The 24,171-nt window shown below is 36.2% G+C and carries 18 protein-coding genes; 15 read left to right on the top strand and 3 right to left on the bottom strand.

Features of this window, described 5'->3' with window-relative positions:
- The first annotated feature begins 43 nt into the window (after nucleotides 1-43).
- The 4 genes from QFZ31_RS01270 to QFZ31_RS01285 all read left to right on the top strand — a co-directional run bounded on the left by QFZ31_RS01270 (nucleotide 44) and on the right by QFZ31_RS01285 (nucleotide 6,132).
- Nucleotides 44-2,380 (top strand): beta-galactosidase, encoded by a 2,337-nt coding sequence (locus QFZ31_RS01270; protein WP_307300216.1) that lies wholly within the window; start codon nucleotides 44-46, stop codon nucleotides 2,378-2,380.
- 493 nt (nucleotides 2,381-2,873) lie between these two features.
- On the top strand, nucleotides 2,874-3,506 hold the full coding sequence (locus QFZ31_RS01275; protein WP_307300219.1) for a nitrite reductase: 633 nt from the start codon (nucleotides 2,874-2,876) through the stop codon (nucleotides 3,504-3,506).
- 42 nt (nucleotides 3,507-3,548) lie between these two features.
- Nucleotides 3,549-4,961 (top strand): MFS transporter, encoded by a 1,413-nt coding sequence (locus QFZ31_RS01280; protein ID WP_307300222.1) that lies wholly within the window; start codon nucleotides 3,549-3,551, stop codon nucleotides 4,959-4,961.
- Nucleotides 4,962-5,262: 301 nt separating this feature from the next.
- Nucleotides 5,263-6,132, top strand: coding sequence for a 50S ribosomal protein L11 methyltransferase (locus QFZ31_RS01285; RefSeq protein WP_307300225.1), 870 nt, complete (start codon nucleotides 5,263-5,265; stop codon nucleotides 6,130-6,132).
- Nucleotides 6,133-6,882: 750 nt separating this feature from the next.
- Here the strand turns inward: QFZ31_RS01285 and QFZ31_RS01290 are convergent.
- Nucleotides 6,883-7,047 (bottom strand): hypothetical protein, encoded by a 165-nt coding sequence (locus QFZ31_RS01290; RefSeq protein WP_307300228.1) that lies wholly within the window; start codon nucleotides 7,045-7,047, stop codon nucleotides 6,883-6,885.
- Between the two features lie 356 nt (nucleotides 7,048-7,403).
- Between QFZ31_RS01290 and QFZ31_RS01295 the strand changes: the two genes are divergently transcribed.
- A complete protein-coding gene (locus QFZ31_RS01295; protein WP_307300230.1) occupies nucleotides 7,404-7,946 on the top strand; it encodes a cysteine hydrolase family protein in 543 nt (180 codons plus the stop codon).
- Nucleotides 7,947-8,220: 274 nt separating this feature from the next.
- Here the strand turns inward: QFZ31_RS01295 and QFZ31_RS01300 are convergent, their stop codons facing one another.
- Complete coding sequence (locus tag QFZ31_RS01300) at nucleotides 8,221-8,697, bottom strand: GNAT family N-acetyltransferase (protein ID WP_307300232.1); 477 nt, start codon at nucleotides 8,695-8,697, stop codon at nucleotides 8,221-8,223.
- 216 nt (nucleotides 8,698-8,913) lie between these two features.
- Here QFZ31_RS01300 and QFZ31_RS01305 point away from each other — a divergent pair, with 216 nt between their 5' ends.
- The 4 genes from QFZ31_RS01305 to QFZ31_RS01320 all read left to right on the top strand — a co-directional run bounded on the left by QFZ31_RS01305 (nucleotide 8,914) and on the right by QFZ31_RS01320 (nucleotide 14,690).
- Nucleotides 8,914-9,777, top strand: a complete 864-nt coding sequence (locus QFZ31_RS01305) for a gamma-glutamylcyclotransferase (protein WP_307300234.1) — start codon at nucleotides 8,914-8,916, stop codon at nucleotides 9,775-9,777.
- A 232-nt stretch (nucleotides 9,778-10,009) separates the two neighbouring features.
- A complete protein-coding gene (locus tag QFZ31_RS01310; RefSeq protein ID WP_307300237.1) occupies nucleotides 10,010-11,767 on the top strand; it encodes a sensor histidine kinase in 1,758 nt (585 codons plus the stop codon).
- A 4-nt stretch (nucleotides 11,768-11,771) separates the two neighbouring features.
- Complete coding sequence (locus QFZ31_RS01315; protein WP_307300239.1) at nucleotides 11,772-13,325, top strand: response regulator transcription factor; 1,554 nt, start codon at nucleotides 11,772-11,774, stop codon at nucleotides 13,323-13,325.
- A gap of 69 nt (nucleotides 13,326-13,394) precedes the next feature.
- Nucleotides 13,395-14,690, top strand: a complete 1,296-nt coding sequence (locus QFZ31_RS01320) for an ABC transporter substrate-binding protein (protein WP_307300241.1) — start codon at nucleotides 13,395-13,397, stop codon at nucleotides 14,688-14,690.
- A gap of 228 nt (nucleotides 14,691-14,918) precedes the next feature.
- Here QFZ31_RS01320 and QFZ31_RS01325 read toward each other — a convergent pair whose 3' ends face one another.
- Nucleotides 14,919-16,304 carry an IS1182 family transposase gene (locus QFZ31_RS01325; protein WP_307300242.1) on the bottom strand — a complete coding sequence of 462 codons (1,386 nt, stop codon included), beginning with the start codon at nucleotides 16,302-16,304 and terminating at the stop codon, nucleotides 14,919-14,921.
- Between the two features lie 360 nt (nucleotides 16,305-16,664).
- On the opposite strand from QFZ31_RS01325, the gene QFZ31_RS01330 reads away from it, so the two are divergent.
- From QFZ31_RS01330 to QFZ31_RS01355, 6 genes are all read left to right on the top strand, one after another.
- Nucleotides 16,665-17,711 (top strand): glycoside hydrolase family 105 protein, encoded by a 1,047-nt coding sequence (locus QFZ31_RS01330; RefSeq protein WP_307311305.1) that lies wholly within the window; start codon nucleotides 16,665-16,667, stop codon nucleotides 17,709-17,711.
- Between the two features lie 43 nt (nucleotides 17,712-17,754).
- The gene (locus QFZ31_RS01335; protein ID WP_307300245.1) at nucleotides 17,755-19,299 is read left to right on the top strand and encodes an MFS transporter; all 1,545 of its coding nucleotides are present in this window, start codon (nucleotides 17,755-17,757) and stop codon (nucleotides 19,297-19,299) included.
- Nucleotides 19,300-19,687: 388 nt separating this feature from the next.
- Nucleotides 19,688-20,215 carry a YceI family protein gene (locus QFZ31_RS01340; RefSeq protein ID WP_307300247.1) on the top strand — a complete coding sequence of 176 codons (528 nt, stop codon included), beginning with the start codon at nucleotides 19,688-19,690 and terminating at the stop codon, nucleotides 20,213-20,215.
- Nucleotides 20,216-20,600: 385 nt separating this feature from the next.
- Nucleotides 20,601-20,738 (top strand): hypothetical protein, encoded by a 138-nt coding sequence (locus QFZ31_RS01345; RefSeq protein WP_307300251.1) that lies wholly within the window; start codon nucleotides 20,601-20,603, stop codon nucleotides 20,736-20,738.
- A complete protein-coding gene (locus QFZ31_RS01350; RefSeq protein ID WP_307300254.1) occupies nucleotides 20,728-22,485 on the top strand; it encodes a sensor histidine kinase in 1,758 nt (585 codons plus the stop codon). Before QFZ31_RS01345 ends, QFZ31_RS01350 begins: the two co-directional genes overlap by 11 nt.
- The gene (locus QFZ31_RS01355) at nucleotides 22,486-24,027 is read left to right on the top strand and encodes a response regulator (protein WP_307300256.1); all 1,542 of its coding nucleotides are present in this window, start codon (nucleotides 22,486-22,488) and stop codon (nucleotides 24,025-24,027) included.
- Nucleotides 24,028-24,171 lie beyond the last annotated feature (144 nt).

The raw sequence follows: 24,171 nt of genomic DNA on the forward strand, positions 1-24,171 counted from the left end.
TGCTAAAACCTGTTTGCCAATTGGAAGGAGAAAATCGTTTTTCATGAGAGCATATAGTATTGACGTCAAAAATACGCAAAAAGAGATATACCCGCTTGAAACAAAGCTTGGTGGAGTAAATAAAACAGGAGAAAAATTTAGTTTTACAAACTACTATATGGAGAAAAATGGTCGGCCGTTTTTCGGTATAAGCGGCGAGTTCCATTTTAGTCGATATAACTGTGAAAAATGGGAAGATGAAATCATCAAAATGAAAATGGCAGGGATTGATATGATCCCAACCTATATTTTTTGGAACCATCATGAAGAGGAGCAAGGAATATTTGATTGGGCCGCCAATAAAAACCTAAGAAGATTCGTCGAGCTTTGCGGAAAGTATGATATGGGCGTCATTTTGAGAATTGGTCCATTTGCCCATGGTGAGGCGCGAAATGGCGGAATTCCCGATTGGCTCTTCGGAAGACCGTTTGAGCTGCGTTCAAATGATCAAGAGTATTTGACATATGTGGAAAGGTTTTATCAAGAAATTGGAAAACAGGTTCAAGGGTTACTTTTTAAAGAGGGTGGACCTATCATTGGAACCCAGATTGAGAATGAGTATGAACATGCAGGCGCACCCTGGGAAATCACAAATGGAACAGGTAATGAGTGGGTAGCCGCAGGTAGAGATGGAAATGCACATATTATTAAACTAAAAGAGTTAGCCATCCAGGCTGGGATCGAAACTCCAATCTATACAAGTACAGGCTGGGGAGGTGCAGCAGCACCGGTTGAAGAAGTACTGCCATTATGGGGAGGCTACGCGTTTTGGCCATGGATTTTTTATGGTGATGTGAAGGAGCACCCGGCTACACCTGAATTCATTTTTAGAGACTATCATAATGACAAACAGAAAAACTACGGGTTTGATCCTGCTTATCGTCCAGAAAGCCTGCCATTTGCTTGCTGTGAAATGGGGGGAGGGATGACCGTTTTCTATAAATATAGATTTAAGTTACCCTATGAAAGTGTTGACGCCATGGCAGAAATGAAGGTAGCCGGTGGATGTAACTTTGTTGGCTATTATGTTTTCCATGGCGGCTCAAATCCGAAGGGGAAAAAGATACCTTTCTTGAATGAAAACGCTACACCAAAAATATCATACGACTATCAAGCTCCGATTGGAGAGTTCGGACAAATAAGAGAGTCATATAGGCGACTAAAGCGTCAACATTACTTTTATAAATCAGTGGAGGAAAGCTTTTGCAAAACCAAAACAGTCCTTCCATATGATACGAAAGATATGGACCCATATGATATTGAAACTTTAAGGTTCGCTGTAAGAGCACAGCAAGATTCTGGTTTTGTTTTTATTAATAATTATCAGGACCATGTTGAAACAAAGGACCAAAAAGACTTTACGATCACAGTGAACCTCGAGAATGAACAGATACGCCTTCCTAAAACCGATAGTATGTCGTTAGCGAAGGATGAGTGCTGTATCCTTCCGTTTAACTTGGATCTGGAAGGAGTAAATCTTAAATATTCAACAACACAATTACTCACAAGCATAGAGCATCAGGGTGAAACATACTTTTTCTTCTTCACTCCAAAAGGAATGAATGGCGAGTATTATTTTGAAAGTAGTGATATCCAAGAGGTAAGTGTAGATAATGGGAACATCATTTCTGATGAATATACGTTGATACAAGTAAGTAATGAGGAGATTAGTCTAGTTAATATCACGTTGAAATCTGGTAAGAGGCTTCATGTTTGTACGTTGACACATGAACAAAGCTTAAATTTTTGGAAGTTTCATTTTAGAGGAAAAGAGCAGGTCTTCATTACGAATGCAACCTTACTTGTAGACGAAGAAAAGATAAGATTAGAAAGCGAAGGGCTAGAGACGGTTGAAATAAAATCATTCCCTGGCTTTAATGTACCGATTAAAATAGCCGGAGAGGAAATTTCTTGTCGGAACCATGGCTTATTTAAGGAATATAAGAAATTGCTCATTGATATTCATTCAGGCTTAGAGGTTAAAATGGCCAACCAAAATAAAGCTATAATTGATTTTCAGCCCGAAGGTTTTGACGATGTGAAGGAACTTCTCCTTCAAATTGAATATGTCGGCGATATTGGGTATGCGTTTATCGATGGCGAGCTCATTCATGATAATTTTTGTAATAATAATACATGGGAAATCGGCCTAAATCAGCATAAACAAGACCTAATAGCAAAAGGAATGTATATTTATATATCGCCATTAAAAGAGGGCAGCTTTGTCAAGAGTGATTCACCAATGGCAGCAAGAGCGGAGGTGATCGATAAACAAATTGCAGAAATTAAAACAATTAAGGTTACAGCTATTCGAGAAATAGAAATAGATATAGAAATGTAACCGTTTAACGCAGGGCTTTACTTCAATAGAGTAAAGCCTATTTTCATTTGTTCTATTATAGCTAGCTATCTTGATAAGGTTTAGAAATAACTAATTTGAACGGATTAAGTAAACAAGTATGTACTAAAAAGGTCAGCTCAGATTACTGACATACAATTGTGTTTTGAAGCTGTTAAAAAATCCCTTGACATACTATAGGGGGGTATAGTAGATTAGTAATGCAGATGTGATGTTAAATGAATGAAAATTGTCACCGATCCGATAAGTAAACAACCAGCGTGCTTTTACTAGCACGTTATCTTTAACAATACATTATACCCCCTAATGGTATAATTTGAACGAAAATCTAAAAAAGGTTGAACAATTAATATTCAAACCTCTTGCAACGTATTTTGGAGCAGGTATATTTTTGATTATTTTATATACCTTACTGAAGTATGGTAACTAATAAACTATTAAATAGAATTAGAGTAATAACAGAGGAGAGATTTATATGGGGAACGATGTAAAAAAAATTAAATACGCCTTAAATGGAGGAATTGGGTTTGGTGCTAGGTTAAATGCAAAACAGCTAGTGACAATTTCAAAATATATGAATGAAGATGAGGAAATTGAGTTAACAACATTCCAGCAACTCTATATAGAAATCCCGGAAGATAAGAAAGAAGAAATCATAGAAGAATTTCAACGTGTTGGATTAGCATGTTATCCGGTTGGAAACTACGTAAAAAGTTTGAGAACCTGTAATTTTTGCAAAGGGGAAGTAGAGGAAGGTATGCCGGTGGCAAAAGAGTTAAATCACCGTATAGCAGGGAAGCAAGTACCATTTACGCTAAAGGTGGCTTATACAGGTTGCCCTATTGGTTGCGGTGAACCAATGTTAAGCGACATAGGCCTTATGAATATTGGAGATTATTACGATTTATATGTTGGAGGAAAGGCAAAAGGGAAAGACGCAGAGGTTGGTTCCTTGCTAATGGAGAAACTTACATCAGAAGAATTGTACGAAACAGTAGAAAAGATCATTGAGGTATATTCACAAAAGGGTAAAAACCGGGAGACATTCAATAAATTTCTAAAGAGAATTGGAAGAGATGAAATACGAGAAGTTCTTCACAATTTCTAAATTAGAGAAACATTAAACACCAAAAATTGGAGGAATTGTTTTATGCCATCACAATCACAGACAATAGTACAACCTAATCCGAAACGCTGGAAAGCACTTGCTTTATTAGCTTTTGCGAACTTTCTTGTTATGATGGATACTGCTATAATCCAAGTTGCTTTACCTGCGATAAAAAACTCACTAGGCTATACGGAGGCAAACTTGCAATGGGTAATGAATGCCTTTCTTATTTTGTTCGGTGGACTCCTATTATTAGGGGGAAGATTGGCAGATTTATTCGGTCACCGACGTATTTTCATGTGGGGGGTATCAATCTTAACCATTGCGTCTTTATTCGCAGGGTTAGCTTGGAATGAAATGTCACTTAACGTAGCACGAGCAATCCAAGGTACTGGTTCAGCAATGATTGCACCTGCTGCACTTTCGATAGTAATGATTTTGTTTGGTGCAAACAAAAAGGAACTGGGAAAGGCACTAGCATTCTGGGGACTTTCTGGTGCGGCGGGTGGCTCTATTGGTATTGTTCTTGGTGGAGTTCTTACACAGTTACTCAGTTGGAGATGGACATTACTATTCTATGTTCCTGTTGGTATTCTCGTTTTAATTATGTCGCCAAGACTCCTGCAGAAAGGCACGAGAAAAGTTGGTCGTATTGACTATGCCGGTGCGATTTCCGTTACAGCAGCATTGATTCTGATTGTTTACGGTATCGTTACAGCAGAACATAATGGCTGGCAAGCGCTCTCTACTTTATTGCCTTTGACGATTGGGGTGATTTTATTCATCCTCTTTATTCTCATTCAGGTGTTTAGAAAAGAACCGTTAATGCCGCTTGGTATTTTTAGGACGCCCAACTTGGCAGCGGGGAACGTTGCTCTTATCTTGTTAGCAGCATCTTGGTTTCCGCTTATTTATTTCCTTATTCTTTATTTACAGCAGGTATTGGAATTTGAACCTTTCATGGCCGCAATGGGCATGCTACCGGCACCTGTTCTGATGGCCATATTCATGGTTGTTTTAGCTGAAAAAGTAATGGCAAAATTCGGTATGAAGGTTACAATGTTCATCGGATTTATCATACTTGGTATTTCTGGTCTCTTATTTTCTGGAAATACGATTAATGGACACTATTGGAGTGATGTGTTCATCCCACTTCTATTGGCCGCTCTCGGAAATGCCCTTGCCTATCTTCCTGCAACTACGGCAGCTGTATCGGAAGCTAAATCAGAAGAGTCCGGTCTTGCATCAGGTTTATATAACACCACGTACCAAGTGGGATCGGCAGTTGGCTTAGCCATTTTGGTTTCCATTGCTGCTGCAGCAACCTCCGCAATTGGTGGGAACCAGTTAGTCGCTCTAAACGAGGGCTACCAACAAGCGTTTTTCTGGGGTGGAATGGTTGCATTAGCAGGTGCACTATTAGCCCTATTATTTGTTCGTTCATCAAAGGCATGAGTGTCGAACAGGCATTGTCATTTACACCATAACCATAGAAAAAACACCTCTCCGTTGATTGGGATCAATACCAATATTCAACGAAAGGTGTTTTTCTTTGATTCCTATATCTTGGCGGGTCGTACTTCTACCATATTATCCAATCGCGATAATGCATTTTTTTAATCTCTATTTTTGCATGGATTAGAAAATCATAAAACAGCTCTTCAGTGTTTGTCATCTAAGCCGTTTTTATTCCCGTTCAACTGGCGATAATGATAAAAAGTATGATTAATAATGCCAACTGCTAGGAGAAAAAAACATGTATGAAATAACCGTAAAACTCCCAACTAAAAAAATCGAGAGAATCATTACTCATTTATATCAAAAAGGTTACTACCAAACCTTTTACGAAGTTCCATTAGATGTGGTCACAGATGCCAACGGCTATGCCTTTGTTGAGAAGAGGAATGAAACAACAGAACTTAATATCTATATAAATGAATATATCGAAGCAAGAGAACGACGTCAGTTGGTAGAATTATTAGCGATTGATGAGTCCAGTTTGGTGGTTAAGGAAATTGAAGAGCTGAATTATCAGCAGAGTTTTGATGATATTTTCCTTGAGAATGGCTGGGTCATCACGACACCGGATAGAAAGAATCATTACGACAAAGAAAAACGGATTGTACTAGACTCCCAAGGGAATTTTGGTACAGGCTATCATGAAACCACAAAAGATTGTTTGTACTTTATATTACAAAATGATTTTACAGGGTTGAGCGTTGCGGATATCGGAGCAGGTTCAGGAGTATTAAGTGTTGCTGCAGCACTCAAGGGAGCAAGTACCATCGATACATATGACATCCAACCGGTCGAACGGGAAATTCTTTATCAGTGTGAATTAAATGGTGTAAAGCCGGTGAATGTGATCCAAAGTGATTTAATCAAGAATAAAAATCGAATCCACAAAAAATATGATTGGATCTTCCTCAATATCGGAACACAGGAAAATATCGATATCCTTAATGCCCAAAGACTCTTAGATTGCAAGGACACTACATTTATTACGTCAGGAATGCTTGGATGGAATTCCCATCGGGTAGAGACTATATTTGAAGAGGCAGGATTCTTGTTGAAGGAAAAGAAACAGAGTAACGAATGGGTCACATGTCTTTTTAGAACAACTTAAATCATATGTGGCAATAGTAATATTTAATTTCAAACCCTCGCTGGTTACAACTAGCGGGGGTTATTTATCATTTTGGTGTTTTTTATTAATGTAAGCGCATACATTGTTACTAAACAATGGAGGTGAAGCCTTGGATGTATATTTATGGGAAAGACTATATTAAATATTTAAACGATGACAGTACGGGCTTATTAACCTATGACCAATGGAAATATAAAAACAGTCTTCAGGGCATAAGTAACCGGAATTCAACCAAAAAGGTCGAAACAACTAGGTATAAGGGAAACTATTCTTCAAGCGTTTTTAATAAAAATAAATAGTTTGATTATATGGCCGTGACAGAGGACCATTAAGCTTAAGACTAGTAAACAAGGATTCTTCAAAATATCAGCAAGGATGGAGTCGTAATGGTTCCATCCTATTATGTGAGACAACAGACAGAAAATTTATGTTTTCTGTCTGTTTTTATTTTAGGCTTTGTTAAATTTCATTGTTGATTATGAGTACAAGGGTTAAAAGGTTGATGAAAGACAATTCAGTAGAATTCCCAATGAGATTAGTCCTTCATATGCGTGATGAAAGACAAATCAGGAGAGTTCCCAATGAGATTAGTCCTTCATATGCGTGATGAAAGACAAATCAGAAGATTTCGCAGTGAGATTAGTCCTTCATAGGAATTTCCGTGAGAAAATTCTCTCCTTAACAGAGCCTTATTTTAAGAACCGCATATTATTATGCGGTTCGCCATTATTAGATATTGTCATCATTAAAATCCGAAGAATCATTGTAATCATACCGAAATCCGTCTTTAGCGGAAGTGATATTCTTATCAATCTGTACATTGTCAGTTTTATCAAGTAAAAACTCTTCGACTTTATTTAATTCATTCTTTGATTTTTCATCATTTGACTTCACCTGTATTAACCTCCTACCAGTAATTTTTACCTACCTATTATTCCTATAGAATTATTAATTATACCGAATTTTTATGAAATGGACATGTTATTGCTTCATCTTTTGAAGGATCTCCCGGAATGCATGAGATAAAATTACAGTTTAGCAAAGTTTTTGATCTGGAAATTCATTCATTAACATTTAGGTAAAATATTTGAGACGGGAAGGGACTGTTCATCGGTCTCTTTTTCCTATCCTTTTGTTTTATTTTGCTTTCTAATTCAGTCTTTAAAAAGCTACTAGGGTTGTATCTGAACCAACAAAAAATATAATAAGATTATAAGTCCAAAATATTTATTTATGGGGGTTGGATCAAAATGGCAAAAGAAGCCTTATTAATTGTTGATATGAGTAATGATTTTGTAGCTGATAATGGAACGTTAACTGTTGGTAAGCCAGCACAAGAAGTAGTGACTTATATTAAGGATTTTGCAACAAAATTTTTAGCTGAGGGAAATGTAGTTGTCATATCCATGGATTCACACCAACCAAATGACACACACTTTGAACTATGGCCTCCACATAATATCGTAGGTACAGAAGGGCAACAATTATACGGAGATCTACATGAGTGGTATCAAGTAAATAAAGATCATGAAAATGTAATTTATTCGCCTAAAACGAACTATAATGCATTCTTTCAAACTAATTTAGCTGAGACTTTAAGAAATTTAGGAGTAGAAAAGGTTCATATAGTAGGGGTAACGACTGATATTTGTGACTTTTTAACAGTTGCAGGAGCAGATGCAGAAGGATTCAAAACGGCCATTCATAAACGAGGTGTAGCAACATTTACGGACCTTGGAGAAACAATGGTGAGCCATATGAAACTTTGCTTCCATACTGAAATTATTGAATAAACGAAACAAATATGTCGGTGGTGCTAGATTCACTCGGATATGGTGTAACCCCCGAAAAAGTCCTGAATTTAAAAATAAATGGTTAAAGGCATAATAGATAGGATGAAACGAAATGGAGAAATCACCAAAAGTAAAGAAATGGCTGTCGAGACTTTCTCAACAGCCTGGAGGTAGCTCGCGAGCAACTACCTTATTGATAATTTTCTTTTGGCAATCGGGTTATTACTCTGTATATAAATTTCTAATAATAGTTGATTTAAAGAGTCTTTTTTGGTTAATTCAAATATTTTATATACCACGCATTCATAGCAGAATGGTCAGAACCCGATAGTGGTTCTTGTAAAAGGGTAAACCCCAATTTTTCATATAGTATACAAGCAGTTTTTAATTCATTCGTAGTTTCTAAGTAGCATTTTTCGTAATGTTTAGAGGCAAAAGACAAAGCTGTTTCCATTAGCTTCTTTCCGATTCCGAGGCCTTGTGATTTTGTAGTTAAATAAAGCTTTTGCAATTCGCAAACCTTATCAGGTTCGTTAAACGGTGCTATACCAATTCCACCAACTACTTCTCCTTCCATTTCTACAACCCAATACTTCGCATGTTTTAGATTATTATAATAGTGGTGTAGGTCGTTAAGTTGAGGGTCAAAATAAGCTGTTCCAGGAATCGCTAATCCATGTGATCTTAATGAATCTTGTATGATTTCTTTTATTTTAGGATTGTCCTCTTTTTTAATTTCTCGAATAATCATAATGTTTCTCCTTCAAATAGTTTTGATAGGTTTAATAATTCTACTATAGGTTGCCTAACCCAAATAAAATATAACATATCTCGACTTTCTGATATACATTGCTGATAACGAAAATGAAAAAATGAGATGACAGGGCTGTCATCGTGTTTTTTATATACTGAGCAATGGAAGTTAAGGGCAAATCGGTAGTAAATCAAATATAAGGAGTGAAGTTAAGTGGAAAAATATATGGTTTTCGTCTATGGAACCTTAAGAAAACATCAAAGTAATCATTATCTATTGATTAGTGCACCTTGTATTGCAAGTCAGTGCTGGACAGTTGGAAAGCTAATAGATTCAGAGAATGGTTATCCTTATTTAGTATCTTCCGCTAGTGGCAGAGTTTACGGAGAGCTTTATCTGGTGGATCAACTACAGCTTAAGGCGCTCGATACGCTTGAGGGATACTATGGTTCTAACCAAAATAATTACTATATTCGATCAAAGCAGCTGATTAATACAGATTCAGAGAATTATGAAGCATTTGTTTATTTATTGCCTAATGAAAAATTAACACCAAACCTCAAGGAAATAAAGAACGGAGACTGGAGTGTCAATCAACTATTGAAACAAAAACAGCCTCTATTTTATTTTGCCTATGGTAGCTGTATGGACGCTGAAAGGTTCAAATTAGCTGGAGTTAACCATTATTTTCAAAAAGTAATTGGTCGCGGCATTTTGGAGCATTATCATTTGCGTTTTACGAGAAAAGCCCATGACGGAGGTCGTGCTGATATCGTCGAGGAAGCTGGGGCGGTTGAAGGCAAAGTCTATGAAATACCACATGAGGCTCTATCTTATTTATATCGACGAGAAGGTGTAAATGCAGGCTGCTATCGACCTACAGTAATCGATATCAATGTAAATGGCAGGCCACTTACAAACATCCTTACATTTGTTGTCGTAGACAAAGAACCGGAAACAGCACCACCTGAGCATTATATCGAAGAAATACTTCGAGGAGGCAACGGATTTCTGAGTGAAGAGTATATGGGAAAAGTTAGAAAACAGTTGAAGGAATGTTTTAATTTTAATATATGAAAAAGTGTGGGATATTCAAACGCTTAGTACGAATCGTGCCCGTAAACGAGGAAAAGTGGGGTTGGCGGTAACGATAAGCTCCGAATTATTTTTAATAGAAAACGTTATTACTATTTTGTGAGTATCTGATTTCACTGTTTTTTAAACAATGATGTCGGTTATTTTATGGGAACCATTTGCTATTTTTATTATGATAAAATAAGAAAGTATTTTGAGGAGCTTTATAACTAACATGAAAAAGATTTGGTTGTACTTTACGAATATCTACAATAATTCAAAGCTGAATGTTAAGCTTTTTATTATCATGTCATTGATTATGGTGACCGCACTGGTGTTTGTCCTGGGAGGCATTCGCTATGCATTTTCCCTTTATGATGAGCAAATCTATGCAAAATCCTCACAAGTGTTGATGATGTCTTCGAACAGCATAGAAGAGAAACTTAAACAAGTCGAAGAAGTAAGCTATGAAATAGCCGTCGACCCAAACATTCAAAGAATTTTAATAGAACTTCAAGGAAATGTAGAGAAGTATGATTTTTACCGTCTCGAACAGGAAATTGAAGATCTCTTAGTGAAATACGCTGGTTCTGAGAAATATATACAGTCCATATATCTATATGATTCACAAGGAAGGGGATTTTTAGCTGGTTCCAGCAGTAACCCGCTAAACGCGACAGAAAAAGAGCTTGCTCTTAGCCAGGCAGTAAAGTATAAGGGGGAAAACCATTGGATGGAGAGAGACGGATATAATGGGAATTTAACTTCCGTCCGCTTAATCCGTTCGTATGAGAACCTTAACTTTGATAATGTCGGCAAACTTCTGATTCGTGTTAATTTAGATACAATTGTAAGCGATTTACCCAAACCAACTGGAGAGTTAGCAGGAAATATTGTCATTTCAGATGGGAATCACGTTTTTTACTCTGAAAAGGGGATGGATGATGTAGATACTTATCATTTTGTTTCTGAAAATGATCAAGGATACGGGATTGAAAAAATCAATGGGGAACGATCCTTTGTTAATTATTTCACAACTGATTTTGAGGGGTGGACATACTGGAGCATTATTCCATTTAACAGGCTGTTCTCAAAGATAACAGCTGTGAAATACTCTTTGGTGTTGGTTTTTGTGTTGATGTTCATTATTTTGATTTCACTTAGTTTTAATTTTTTTAGTCGAATTACGAAGCCAATTCTAGAACTGGCTGGTACCATGCAAAAAGTTCAAAACGGCAACTTTACAATCGTAAATACATTAAATCCCCCTAAGATTTATGATGATGAGGTGGGGATTCTATATCGGAATTTTAAAACCATGATTCAAAGAATTGATGAGTTGATTCAAGAGAATTATTCTAAGCAGCTTTTAATTAAGGAAACAGAATTTAAAGCACTGCAGTCCCAGATAAATCCCCATTTTTTGTACAATACGTTGGAATCTATTAATTGGCTAGCAATCATCAACAAACAGAAGCAGATTTCAAGAATGGTTGAAGCCCTTGGAAATTTAATGAGAAATTCGATAAATTTTAAAGAAGATATCATCACGGTCGAGGAAGAACTTGAAATTGTTACTAGTTACTTAACGATTCAAAAATACAGGTTTGACGATCGGCTGGAATTCCAATTGGATATCCCTTCAGATTTTATGAAATGCAGGATTCCTAAATTAATCTTGCAGCCGCTACTTGAAAATTCATTCAAACATGCAGTTGAAACTTCAATCTATACCTCTGTGATTAAATTGCAAGCCTATCAGGAACAGGACAAGCTTTTGATTCGGGTTGAAGATAATGGTCCTGGCATTGACCCCCTTATTCTCCAAAAGGTAAAAGAGGGAATAGTGAAGCCGAAAGGAACAGGAATTGGTCTGAATAATATTGATAATAGGATTAAGCTTTTCACAGGAGAACAGTATGGTTTAAGAATTGAAAATCTTTTAGGAAAAGGGACAGCAATTACGGTGGTTCTACCTTTTAAAACGGAGTGATACCATGGCATACAAAGTGTTATTAGCAGACGACGAAAAGATTATTGTTGAAGGCATTTCTAGTGCAATCGATTGGGCTGCACTTGATTTGGAGCTTGTGGCAACGGCAAAAAACGGGATTGAGGCATATGAAAAAATTGTCGCCAATGAGCCTGACATTGTTATCAGTGATATCAGAATGCCTGGGATGGATGGTCTTAGTCTTGTAAAGAAGGTTTACGAAAATTATCCAACGGTGAAATTTATTCTATTGTCCGGATTCAGTGAGTTTGAATATGCAAGGACCGCCATGCATTATGGTGTCAAGAATTATTTGTTAAAGCCATGTAATGTGGAGAAAATTACTGCCGCACTTCAGGATGTACTAAATGAATTAAGGGATAAAAAGGACCAGGATACATTTATCCGTCAACTTCGTGAGAAATATGAAAAAGCTCGGCCCTATATGAAAGCGCAATACCTCACAGAATTCTTGTTAAGTAAAAGCCATTCAAATGAGGATTTATACTTCTATCAGCTGCTTTTTGATACTGAAATGAATAATAAACAAGTCAGGCTGATTCTTTTCAAACTTGAAGGTGAATTTTCTTATGAGCATTTGTTTGCGATCAAAAATATTGGCGCAGAAATATTTACTTCTCCCTTGTTAAATACCAATATTGGGGAATATGAACTTTTTCTAATCGAAGATAATCAAAATTTGGAAAAGCTTCATGATCAAATTGGTAGAATAAGAGAACTATTTCGTCAATACTACAAAAGCGATACCACTGTAGCCATAAGCGATGGGGATAAAGTCCAAAACGTCAGAAGTTTGTACCGTGAAGCAATCGAGTGTTTGGAGCACCGTTTTTATTTGGGGGAAGGAAGTATTATTAGCAAAAAAGATATCTTACCAGCTCAAACAGATTTCTCTAAAGATTTTATCATGGATGAACAACAGATTGTTTTAAAAATCAAATCAGGGCATATCAAGGATGTTGGTGACGAACTTACTCGTATATTTGAAAAAATGGCTGATTTGCGGCTTGGTATTCATATGACAAAATCCTATTGTATACAGCTCTACATGACCATTGTCCAAACAGTTGATAAAGAGAGTATGCAAGCCTACCTTATGGGGACATCCGCATTGTTGGGCATGGAAACAGTGCAGCAAATACAAGAATATATCGAAACAACCGCGAAAAATATAACGATAGACTACTATAATAGGTTTAAGTCAAAACAGGTTTCCGTCATTAGTAAAGTAATAGACATTGTGAAAGAGAATCTGGGTAATCCTAATCTCTCCCTTAAAATGGTAGCGAATAATATCCTTTATATGAATCCGGATTATCTGGGTAAACTGTTTCGGCAAGAAACGGGTCAAAGATTTTCAGCCTATCTTACCAAGCTAAGGATTGAAAAGGCTGTGGATCTTATAGTGGAAATGGATGATGTAAAGATGGTAACACTTGCGGAAATGATTGGCTTTGGTGATAATCCACAATATTTTAGCCAGGTTTTTAAAAAATACACCGGCTATACACCATCTGAATATCGAAAAGTTACCTGAACTTAGGGGACAGCTGGCAATGAGCAGGAGAATAGATGGTTTAAGCTCTTGTCAAAAGGGGGATAAATCTTGAGCAAAATTGGCTTGTCATTCGTAAGCTTACTACTACTCCTTTCCTTCACGGCATGCAGTATAAGCGGTGAAGAGGATACTGGAAATGTAAATGAAAATAAGAAAGTGACACTTAGAGTAGCTTGGTGGGGTGGACAACCAAGGCATGATTATACGATGAAAGTGATTGAAATGTATGAGAAGAAAAACCCAAATGTGAAAATTATTGCTGAATATGCCAACTGGGATGATTACTGGAAGAAGCTTGCGCCAATGGCTGCAGCAAGTCAGCTGCCAGACGTTATACAAATGGATACAGCCTATCTGTTTCAATATGGTAAAAAAGATTTGCTCGAGGATTTAACGCCGTATCTAGTAGATGGGACGATTGACACAAGCACAATCGATGAGTATGCGATTCCTGGTGGATTGATGGACGAAAAATTATACGGCTTCACACTTGGTTCCAATGTTCTTACTGTTATAACCAATGATGATATGTTAGAAGAAACCGGCGTTAAATTGGACGATGAGAACTGGACCTGGAACGACTTTGAGAAAATAGCACTTGATGTCCAAAAAGGTACAGGGCAGTATGGCACGAATGGAATGAATCCTGCACATGTATTTTTTTCATATTATTTAAGGACAAAAGGTGAGCGGTTTTATAGTGAAGATGGTATTGGTCTTGGCTATTCGGACGATCAATTATTTATTGATTATTTCAAAAGACAGCTTCGATTAGTGGATGCCAATGCTTTTCCAACTCCAGATGTCGAAGCACATGTAAAAGGACTTGAGGATGAATTTATTGTTACAGGTGATTCAGCAATGACCTGGAACTGGTCAAATCAATTTTCAGCATTTGCCGAGGCAGCTCAAAGCTCTTTATCACTTCATCTACCACCAGAGCAGGCTAAAGAGAAAGCTTTATTTTTAAGACCAAGTATGTTCTTTTCCATTCCTAAGAGTTCGAAGCAAAAAGAAGAAGCTGCCAAGTTCATCGATTTCTTTGTAAACAATGTAGAAGCAAATAAGTTAATTAAAGGTGACCGTGGAGTCCCGGTATCTTCGAAGGTTGTCAAAGCAATCAAGCCGGAATTGGCAGAAGAGGAAACCAAAATCTTTGATTATGTTGAAAAAGCTTCTCAAAATGTAAGCGCATCCGACCCTCCTGATCCACTGGGCAGTGCAGAAGTAATGAAAGTATTGCAAGATATATCTGAACAGATGTTATTTAAGAAGATTTCACCCGAAGATGGAGCAAGGTTATTTAGAGAAAAAGCAGAAAAGATTCTTGGAATGAATACGTAATTAAGATAGAGATAAATTGACTAAACCAGCACATGTGCTGGTCAGATTGTCGAGAAAGGTATCTTTCTCGGCAATTTTTATTTTTCTGCCTGCCCAAAGGCCTGTTGATTTCCGCTCCAGTTGCTTCGCTTTCCGCGGGCGTGCCGGGGAGCCTCCTCAGCGCTTAAGCGCCTGCGGGGTCTCCCCGGCCCCGTACTCCCGCAGGAGTCTTCGCACCTTCCGCTCCAATCAACAGGGGGAATGAACCTGGAGATTGCCACACACTTTTTCAAACCTGGCTAAGTGCGTGGCAATCTTTTTCATGTTTTGGCATGCTGCGGTAAGTAACACTTGCTCACTCGCATTTTGCAATCCCCGTAACCTACAATAGCGAAGCCCATGCAGTTCTTTTGAATCTGCGAAGCTTCGCTCTACTTTTTCTTTTCTAAATTTATATAGTATTTTACCTGACTTTGAAAGTCTGTTAAGTCGAACCTTTTCCTTATGTTCCTCCCAAACATGTCTGGTAACTACTTTTGTTTTATTTTGAGATTTTGTACACTCAGGCAGGAGTGGGCAGTTAGTACACTTTTTAGGATCTGACTTATATTCCCGATAACCTTCTCTTGTAGTTGTACGATATTGTAACTCCTGACCATTTGGACAAACATACAAATCTCTATCTTTGTCATATGTAAACTTCCATTTAGGAAATAACCCTTTTGTTGATTGATATCTTCTGTGAGCGATAACTCCAAAAATATTGCGTTCATTAAGTCCTTTACAAATCGGATTTGTCAGGTAACCCGAATCAAGTGCCACAGCTTCTACTTTAAATCCAAAACGTTCGACCTGACGGTCTAACCGTGAAAGATAGGGGACGGAATCGTGAACATTTCCTGGTGTAACATACGCATCAGTTATGATGTTGAACTTCATGTCGGTAGTTCGATGATCAAGATAACAGAACATCTCCTGTTTATTCTCTCGTGACATAAACCCGCATTCAGGATCAGTTGTGCTCAGTCGTATTTCCTTTTTCTCGGTCACCTCCTCCTTTTCCTTTAAAGGCTTTTTTCCATGATCTCTCCTGTCTTCCTCAATAGCTTTGTTTAATTCTTCTACATATTCACGTGTTTCAACTTCCACTTCAACTCTAGAGAATTTATGTTTGTTTGCATTCGCTTTAAGGTGTGTGGAATCGGAAAATAAAACTCTTCCTCCAACCATCTTGTGGTTAATTGCTTTGAAGACAATCTCATCAAAAATTTCCTGAAATATATTTGTATCTTTAAAACGGGTTCGCCGATTCCAACTAATGGTGGAATGATGGGGAACTGTATCGTTTAGCTTTAATCCTAAGAACCATCGATAGGCCACATTCGTCTGAATTTCACGCTCTAATTGTCGTTCAGAACGAATGCCATAAAAATATCCGATAAACATCATCTTAAAGAGCTGTATAGGGTCCGAAGGACGCCCGTTATTTTCTGAATAAAAAGGACGGACCTTCTCACCAATAAAAGAAAAATCAATATACTTGTCCACCTTCCTTAATAGGTGATCTTGCGGTACTAAATCATCAATAAAAACAAATTCAGCTTCGTTTTGTATTTCTCTTTTTGGCTTATACATTCTATCCACCGTCCTGTTATTTATATGTATATTGTAGCATATTAACGCGGTGAATCATTAAAGTAATTACAAAAAATAATAGCTGTCGAGATTTTCTCGACAGCCTGACCAGCACATGTGCTGGTTTTTTTGTAGTCTGAGATGAGGTAAGGCTCCTTCATTTTTTTAGAATAAGTATGTTTTTTAACACTAGACCTCTGTTTTTTTTATGGTTCTGATGAAGCGCTTTCCTTACAATCGATGTATAGCATTAAAACGTTTTCAGGTTTAAAAGACAAAGTTCATTCATTTGGAGGGATTAATGTGATACAGGCTAATGTCATCGAAAAGAAAGAGATTATTCAATACATAAATTTATTAATGAATAATCTAACAGAAATCAAAGATCAAACAGGTGAATTTTTACTTAATTTTGACGGCTTAATCGTTGACGATAAAAGCTGGCATGTTTGGAATTGGCCTCAAGGCGTAGGGCTTTATGGAATCTATAAATATTGGAAATTGACCAAGGATCAAAAAGCTTTAGATATTATTAATGAATGGTTTAACGCAAGATTCGAAGAAGGTGTTCCTCCGAAAAACGTTAATACAATGGCACCATTTTTAACATTGGCATTTTTATATGAGGATACCAAGAACCAGACTTATCTGCCACATTTAGAGGAATGGGCGGAATGGGTTATGAATGATATGCCTCGGACTTGCGAAGATGGTCTTCAGCATATGACCTATGGACCAGAAAACAAAAATCAGCTTTGGGATGACACATTAATGATGACCGTGCTGCCGTTAGCGAAAATTGGAAAACTGCTAAACAAACCGGAATACTTGGAAGAAGCCAAAAAGCAATTTCTCATCCATATCAAATATTTAACAGACCGAAAAACAGGTTTATGGTTCCACGGCTGGACATTCGAAGAAAATCATAATTATGCCGAAGCACTCTGGGCAAGAGGAAATTGCTGGATTACGATTGCGATTCCCGAGATTATTGAAATCTTGGAATTGAAAAAAGGCGATTTTCTTCACGATTTCCTAATCGATACATTGAACAGGCAAATCGAAGCTCTTGCTAAATACCAAAATGTAAGCGGATTATGGCATACATTAATTAATGATCCAACCTCTTATGTAGAAGCATCTGCTACAGCAGGATTTGCATATGGAATTTTAAAATCGGTACATAAGCGATATGTTAGTCAGGATTATAAAGAAGTAGCCTACAAGGCCATTCAGGGACTCATCAATGAAGTGAATGAAGAAGGAGCATTACAAAAAGTATCAGTCGGAACAGGGATGGGAGATACTCTTGATTTTTACAAAGAGATCAGAATCACCACGATGCCATATGGTCAATCCTTGGCGATCTTAGCATTAGCAGAATTTCTTAATACTTATAGTAGTTGAAAAATAGGTTATCACATCTTTTCAAATAGAAGGAGAAGAAATAATGAAGAGACAACCGAAGTTTATTAATTATTTGTCTTATGGTTTAGGTGACTTTTTAGGGGCAGGAGCCTTTGCACTAACAGCTGCATGGTTACTTTTCTTCTTAACAACTTTTTGTAATTTAACGGCTGTTCAAGCTGGCTCTATCTTCGCGATTGCTCGAATTGTCGATGCTATTGCAGCACCAACAATGGGGTATATAACCGATAATTTTCATAAAACAAAACTAGGCCGCCGTTTTGGCAGACGTAAATTCTTTATCCTAGCTGCCATTCCTCTTGTACTTGTGTATACATTAATTTGGGTTGATGGATTTAATTACTGGTATTATTTATTAACCTATATTCTGTTTGAACTTGTGTATTCAATGATCTTAATTCCCTATGATACTCTTGCAGCCGAAATGAGTAATGACTATAAAGTACGTTCAAAGTTTACGGGTGCAAGAATGTTCGTGGCGCAAGCTTCTGCTGTATTCGCAGCATTTATTCCTGGTAGACTTGTAGAAGCATTAGGGAAAGATGATCCTCTGACATTCTTATATTCTGGCATCATTTTCACAGTAATATTTTTAATTGTTTTAACTCTGTTATACAAAAATACTTGGGAACGACCACTTGATGAAATACCTGTAGAAAAAACAATAAATAAAAGAACGTTCGTTCAAAATGTTCATAAGATTTATGCGGACTTGTTCTCAACCTTACGTGTAAAAACATTCCGTCACCATCTAGGGATGTATTTAGGAGGATATTTAAGTCAAGACGTATTCAATGCAGTATTTACTTATTTTGTGGTATTCGCCCTCATGCAAAGTGCTGTTGATGCTTCTAACTTACTAACGTTTATGTATGCCATGCAGATATTTGGTGTATGGATTGCTCTTACATTAACGATTAAATTGAATCCTGCACCGGCTTTTAGAACAGCAATTTTCTTCTTTATTGCTGGAATTGTTGGATTCATTGTATTGAAATATACTGGTACACTAAATAGCACCGCTTTATTGTTTGTCATGATTGGAATTTGTGGCTTAGGCCGCGGGGGTTTGAACTACATTCCTTGGAATAACTATGCCTTTATTCCAGATGTAGATGAAGCGTTAACGGGTCAAAGACGTGAAGGGGTCTTTGCCGGTGTCATGAGTTTAATCCGGAAGGGAACACAAGCGTTGGCTGTCTTTTTAGTAAGTGTGGCCTTGCAAGAAGCTGGCTTTGTATCCGGACAAGGATCTCAACCAGAATCAGCTGTAAATATGATTATTTCTATCCTGTTGTTTGGGACACTCATCTTTTTAGTGGGAGGATTAATTATCTCCTATCGTTACAAATTAACAAAAGAAAATCATGTTATTCTCCTAAATGAGATTGAACGGTTAAAAAATGGCGGCTCTAAAAAAGATGTTACACCAGAAGCCCGTCAGGTTTTTGAACAATTAACAGGCTGGGAATATGAAAAAACATGGGGAAATAACAAGATAGGGTATGAGAATCTAATAAATTATAAAGAAAATCTTAATAAACCAAAACATAAAACAGCAGTTTAACAAAACAAAGTAAACAATTAATTTCTTGGCCGTATCACATCAAATGAATGTGTACGGCTTTTTTTAAAGATTACTAGCTTATATCCAATTAACTCGCTTTTAACAAATGGGGATTGCCACAGTCCTTGATTCTGTGGCGTCTTTTTGTATGTTTGTTCGTTAATTTTGTTGATCAAAAAATAATTTCATAAAGTGTTGACACTTTAAATGATTATATGATAAATTTATCTCAAGTTAAAAATAAATGAATTCGAGATAACTCATTTAAGAATAATAATGGGTTTGAGGATTTCAGCTGATTACCAAAAAATATGTGTGTAAACTTTTTTTTGGGATAAATATCTCGATTTCGAGACAACTATAAAAAACAAAATGGGGGAATTTTAAAATGGCAAAATGGACAGTAGACCAATCACACTCAAGTATAGGATTTGAGGTAAAACACATGATGGTGTCAAAAGTGAAGGGACAATTTGAATCTTATACAGCCGATGTAGAAGCAGCAGATTTAGCAGATTTGACTTCAGCTTCCATTGCATTCAAACTGGACGTTGCAAGCATCAATACACGTAACGACGATCGTGATAACCACTTAAGATCTGCAGATTTCTTTGATATAGAAAATAACCCAACAATTGAATTTACATCAACTAGCATTACAAAAGATGGAGATAACTATCGTGTAACTGGTGACTTAACGATTAAAGAGGTAACGAAACCAGTAACGTTTTCTGTTGAATTTAATGGTAAAGGTACAAATCCTTGGGGCGTAGAAGTTTACGGATTTGAAGCAGAAGCAAAAATAAACCGTGAAGAATTCGGTCTTACTTGGAACGCAGCTCTTGAAACAGGCGGAGTACTTGTAGGGAAAGACATCAAAATTAAAGTGGAACTAGAAGTTAACCCAGCAGCATAATTTTATTCGGATGTTAACGATTCAAACTGGACCGGGCGGATTCTGCCCGGTTTTTCTTATGCACCCCTTTAGAAATAATTTACTAATTGCCTACTCCTGTTCTTATCCTCGCGATTTATATCTCATTAATTGTTCATTAGATACCAAAATGTTTTTTTAACACCCAATACAAAATGCTAATTCATTCATTACACAACTTATTCTAGTTTGATAACGAAACCTCTCTGATGCTGTCTATTCTTTCGGAAAAAGAGATTTTTTTCATGGTAATAATTTTGTTGAAGTTATTGGAATGTATCAGGCACTTATCTATTTGATTAAATTTTGTTATATTAAGATAAATAAAATGATTTCACAATAGAAATGCTCTAAGAAGGGGAATAGGATGACGGGATTTATTCAAGGGTTATATAGATTAAGTGAATTTAGTTTGCCACTGGTCGTTTTAAATATAAAAGTCAAGGTACCTTTTATAAAAAATGTATTTGATTTAGAAGTAACGGTGCAGGAATATGAAGTTTAAACGTTTCTTAAGATTTCGCCATTTGAAAAATCAATTGTTATTCCAGAATGCTCTAAGTATCAGTCTAATAATTGGGTTGACTGCAATTATTACCTATACGATTGCTATAAAAATCCAGATTAATGAGGCAATTAGATATAACACTGTTATGGTCATGCAAATTAGTAAAAGTATAGATAATATGGTGGAATCCTTTAATCGTGTGATGGATGGTGTAACTTTCAACAATGATGTACAAGGGCTATTGCCAGATGCATACCAAAATAGTAAAGATAAAAACCTCTTAAATAAAAACTTATTATCCAAAATAACAGATGAAACAGTTATGTTCAATGAAGTTGATCTTGTCTATCTTTATGACACTGAAGGATTAAGAGTCAATTTAAGAAGAAGTGTTAATAACAATAACTATGAATATTTTAATACATTACGTCCCGAGATCTATGATCCAAGTGGAAAAGTCACTTGGAGCGTTGAGAAGTCTGTGATTACAGCTAATCGGACAATTTACGATATACACTCTTATAAAATGAAAGTCATTGGTTATCTTACAATGTCTATGGATAAAGCATATTTACAGGAACGGATTCAGAAATTTGATCCAACGGAAGAAAGACATATCATTATACTGGATAAAGAAAATAATGTGGTTATGTCTAATTCAAATGATAAGGAATTAAGTGCGGTTACATCATGGCTGTCAAATTCATCTAAACATTTAGCTAATTCCGATACATTAATAGAAATCCCGGATTCTGGGAAAATGATTATAAACAATTATCAATCTGAATTAACCGGGTGGAAAATCATTTCTTTAATAAGTTTAAATGAGATTTCGGAAGGGCCAGCACTTATTGGTAAGACCATCTTTCTAATTGGAATAGTAGCGATCATTATTGGTATCATTATCATTTGGATTAGTACTAATTATATTGTCAGACCCTTAAACAAATTAAGTTTGGTGATGGATGAGGTTGAAAAAGATAACTTCAATGTTCAGCTTCAAATCGACCGTTCGGATGAGCTTGGTAGAGTTGGCGAAAGCTTTAATAGAATGATGAGTAAAATTAACAACTTAATTTCGGACATCTATCAGAAGGATATTAATGAAAAAGACGCACAGCTAAGAGCACTTCGAGCCCAGATAAATCCACATTTTCTTTATAATACTCTAGACACAATCAATTGGATGGCACAATTTGGGAAATCAGAAGAAGTTAGTAAAATGACCACCTCTTTAAGTAGGCTGTTGAAAAAAAGTATAACGAATAATGGTGAGTTCATTAGACTTGAAGAAGAGATTAATTATATTGATGATTATATGACGATTCAAAAAATTAGGTTTCAAGACAGAATTCATTATTCTGTTAACATTAATCCAGAGGCAAAAAATTGTTTAGTTCCAAAACTGATTCTGCAGCCAATCGTTGAAAATGCTATGATTCATGGTATTGAAAAGAAAATTGGCAACGGATATTTATTTATCAATGGGAAAATTAAAAATAACAAATTACACATTGAAGTTTTAGATAATGGAGTTGGTATGGATGAAAATAAAGTCGCCGCTCTTTCCGAGGGTAGATATGTAAGTCTTGATGACAACAGAGGAACAGGAAATGGGATATTAAATGTTCAAAACCGGATTCAATTATTATTTGGTGATGATAATGGTTTAAAGATTAAAAGTAATATTAACGTGGGAACCTCGTTTGAGTTGACTTTACCTATAAGAAGGGAGGGAGTCTAAATGTTGAAAGTACTAATTATTGACGATGAACCATTTATTAGTAAAGGATTATCTGAAAAAATCGATTGGCCAGCCCTTGGCTGCGAAATTTGTGGAATGGCTTCGAATGGTTACGAAGGAAAAAAACTAATTAATCAACTTAAGCCAGATATCGTAGTGTCTGATATTGTTATGCCGGGACATACAGGCCTAGAATTGGCGGAGTTCGTTCATCAAAATCATAAAGATATCTTAATGATTCTCTTGTCAGGATATGATGAGTTTACATTTGCTAAAGAAGCCTTTAAATATGGCGTTTTTGATTATTTACTTAAACCCACAGTCGTCGATGAAGTAATGGCAGTGATTAAAAATGCAGTAAATACTATAGAACAAAAAAGAGATAAAGAGAAAAACTATGAATATTTGGAAAATGCTCTTCAGGAGAGTATACCCATTATAGAACAATCTTTATTATATGAGATGACGGTTAAGGGGATAGTACCGACACAAAATATAAAACAAAGCATCGATCTTACGCCTGGAAAAGGTGCCGTGATAACAGTAGAAATGGATAGTGATATACAAAATGATACTGTTACAAAATCAATCAAGGACTTATTACAAACAAAAAATATGGAAGCAAGATTTGTAACCAATGATCAAAAACTTTTGGTAATACCTTCATTCTCACTATTATTGCCAGATAAAGTGGTAGAAACACGATTAAAAGATATTGCTGAACATATATTGAGTTATTTTTCTTTTGAGAATCGCATCCATGTTTCAATGGGTATTGGAGGAATGTTTACGTCTATCAATACCTTACACTCCTCTTACTTACAATCAATCAAAGCATTATCACGGGGTTATTTTGTTGGGAAAGGGAAGATTCATATATATTCTGAATCTAGCACCGAACATTTTAACAATAATTTTTCAGCTGAATTATCGAACTTTATTGAAAAGTTTGAAGAATGGGAACTTGAGAAGATACTGCTTCAAATTGAGGGACTATTCAAGGAGCTAAAATACACATTTGATAGACAGTTAGTATTAAATCTTTGCTTAGAGTTATTAATTAAATTAGGATTGATCGTTGCAAAATGGGATAAAAATTTTTCAATGACCGTTGGGTATGAACAACTTGAACGGTGTAAAACCTTTGAACAACTACTTGAATTTATGAAGCAAACCTGTGTGAAGGTGAAAAATCATCTTTATGAAACAATGAATAAAAATAACTTAGGTGTAGTTGAGCAGGCAAAACGAATTATTGAACAACAATATGGTAATCCAGATTTAAATGCACAGTTTATTGCAGAACAACTTGATGTTAGTGTTAGTTACTTAAGCCGGACCTTTAAAAAGGATACTGGGGAAAATCTTAGTAATTTCTTAACCGAAAAACGGATTCAGGAGGCACAAAAACTTTTAACTACTACTGATTTAAAAGCCAACGAGGTTTCAATTATGGTAGGATTTCTTGATGCAAGATATTTTGGTCAAGTTTTTAAGAAAATTATGAGAACAACACCTTCTGAATATAAAAAATGTAAGTAATCAATTTTTAAACATCAAAATTTCAACCTTTCTCCCTCATGGCCGTATCACATGAATTTCATGTGCTGCGGTTTTTTTATTGTGGTAGTCAATATTTTCAACAACTACATCAAAAATTTCAACCTTTCTCTCTAATGGTAGTTA

It is taken from the genome of Neobacillus niacini, assembly GCF_030817595.1.
GTDB lineage: Bacteria > Bacillota > Bacilli > Bacillales > Cytobacillaceae > Neobacillus > Neobacillus niacini_G.

Bases quoted from the DNA above. Each gene is read 5' to 3' on its own strand.
- QFZ31_RS01270 (WP_307300216.1), top strand. From the start codon at position 44: ATGAGAGCATATAGTATTGACGTCAAAAATACGCAAAAAGAGATATAC.
- QFZ31_RS01275 (WP_307300219.1), top strand. From the start codon at position 2,874: ATGGGGAACGATGTAAAAAAAATTAAATACGCCTTAAATGGAGGAATT.
- QFZ31_RS01280 (WP_307300222.1), top strand. From the start codon at position 3,549: ATGCCATCACAATCACAGACAATAGTACAACCTAATCCGAAACGCTGG.
- QFZ31_RS01285 (WP_307300225.1), top strand. From the start codon at position 5,263: ATGTATGAAATAACCGTAAAACTCCCAACTAAAAAAATCGAGAGAATC.
- QFZ31_RS01295 (WP_307300230.1), top strand. From the start codon at position 7,404: ATGGCAAAAGAAGCCTTATTAATTGTTGATATGAGTAATGATTTTGTA.
- QFZ31_RS01300 (WP_307300232.1), bottom strand. From the start codon at position 8,697: ATGATTATTCGAGAAATTAAAAAAGAGGACAATCCTAAAATAAAAGAA.
- QFZ31_RS01310 (WP_307300237.1), top strand. From the start codon at position 10,010: ATGAAAAAGATTTGGTTGTACTTTACGAATATCTACAATAATTCAAAG.
- QFZ31_RS01315 (WP_307300239.1), top strand. From the start codon at position 11,772: ATGGCATACAAAGTGTTATTAGCAGACGACGAAAAGATTATTGTTGAA.
- QFZ31_RS01325 (WP_307300242.1), bottom strand. From the start codon at position 16,304: ATGTATAAGCCAAAAAGAGAAATACAAAACGAAGCTGAATTTGTTTTT.
- QFZ31_RS01330 (WP_307311305.1), top strand. From the start codon at position 16,665: ATGAATAATCTAACAGAAATCAAAGATCAAACAGGTGAATTTTTACTT.
- QFZ31_RS01335 (WP_307300245.1), top strand. From the start codon at position 17,755: ATGAAGAGACAACCGAAGTTTATTAATTATTTGTCTTATGGTTTAGGT.
- QFZ31_RS01340 (WP_307300247.1), top strand. From the start codon at position 19,688: ATGGCAAAATGGACAGTAGACCAATCACACTCAAGTATAGGATTTGAG.
- QFZ31_RS01345 (WP_307300251.1), top strand. From the start codon at position 20,601: ATGACGGGATTTATTCAAGGGTTATATAGATTAAGTGAATTTAGTTTG.
- QFZ31_RS01350 (WP_307300254.1), top strand. From the start codon at position 20,728: ATGAAGTTTAAACGTTTCTTAAGATTTCGCCATTTGAAAAATCAATTG.
- QFZ31_RS01355 (WP_307300256.1), top strand. From the start codon at position 22,486: ATGTTGAAAGTACTAATTATTGACGATGAACCATTTATTAGTAAAGGA.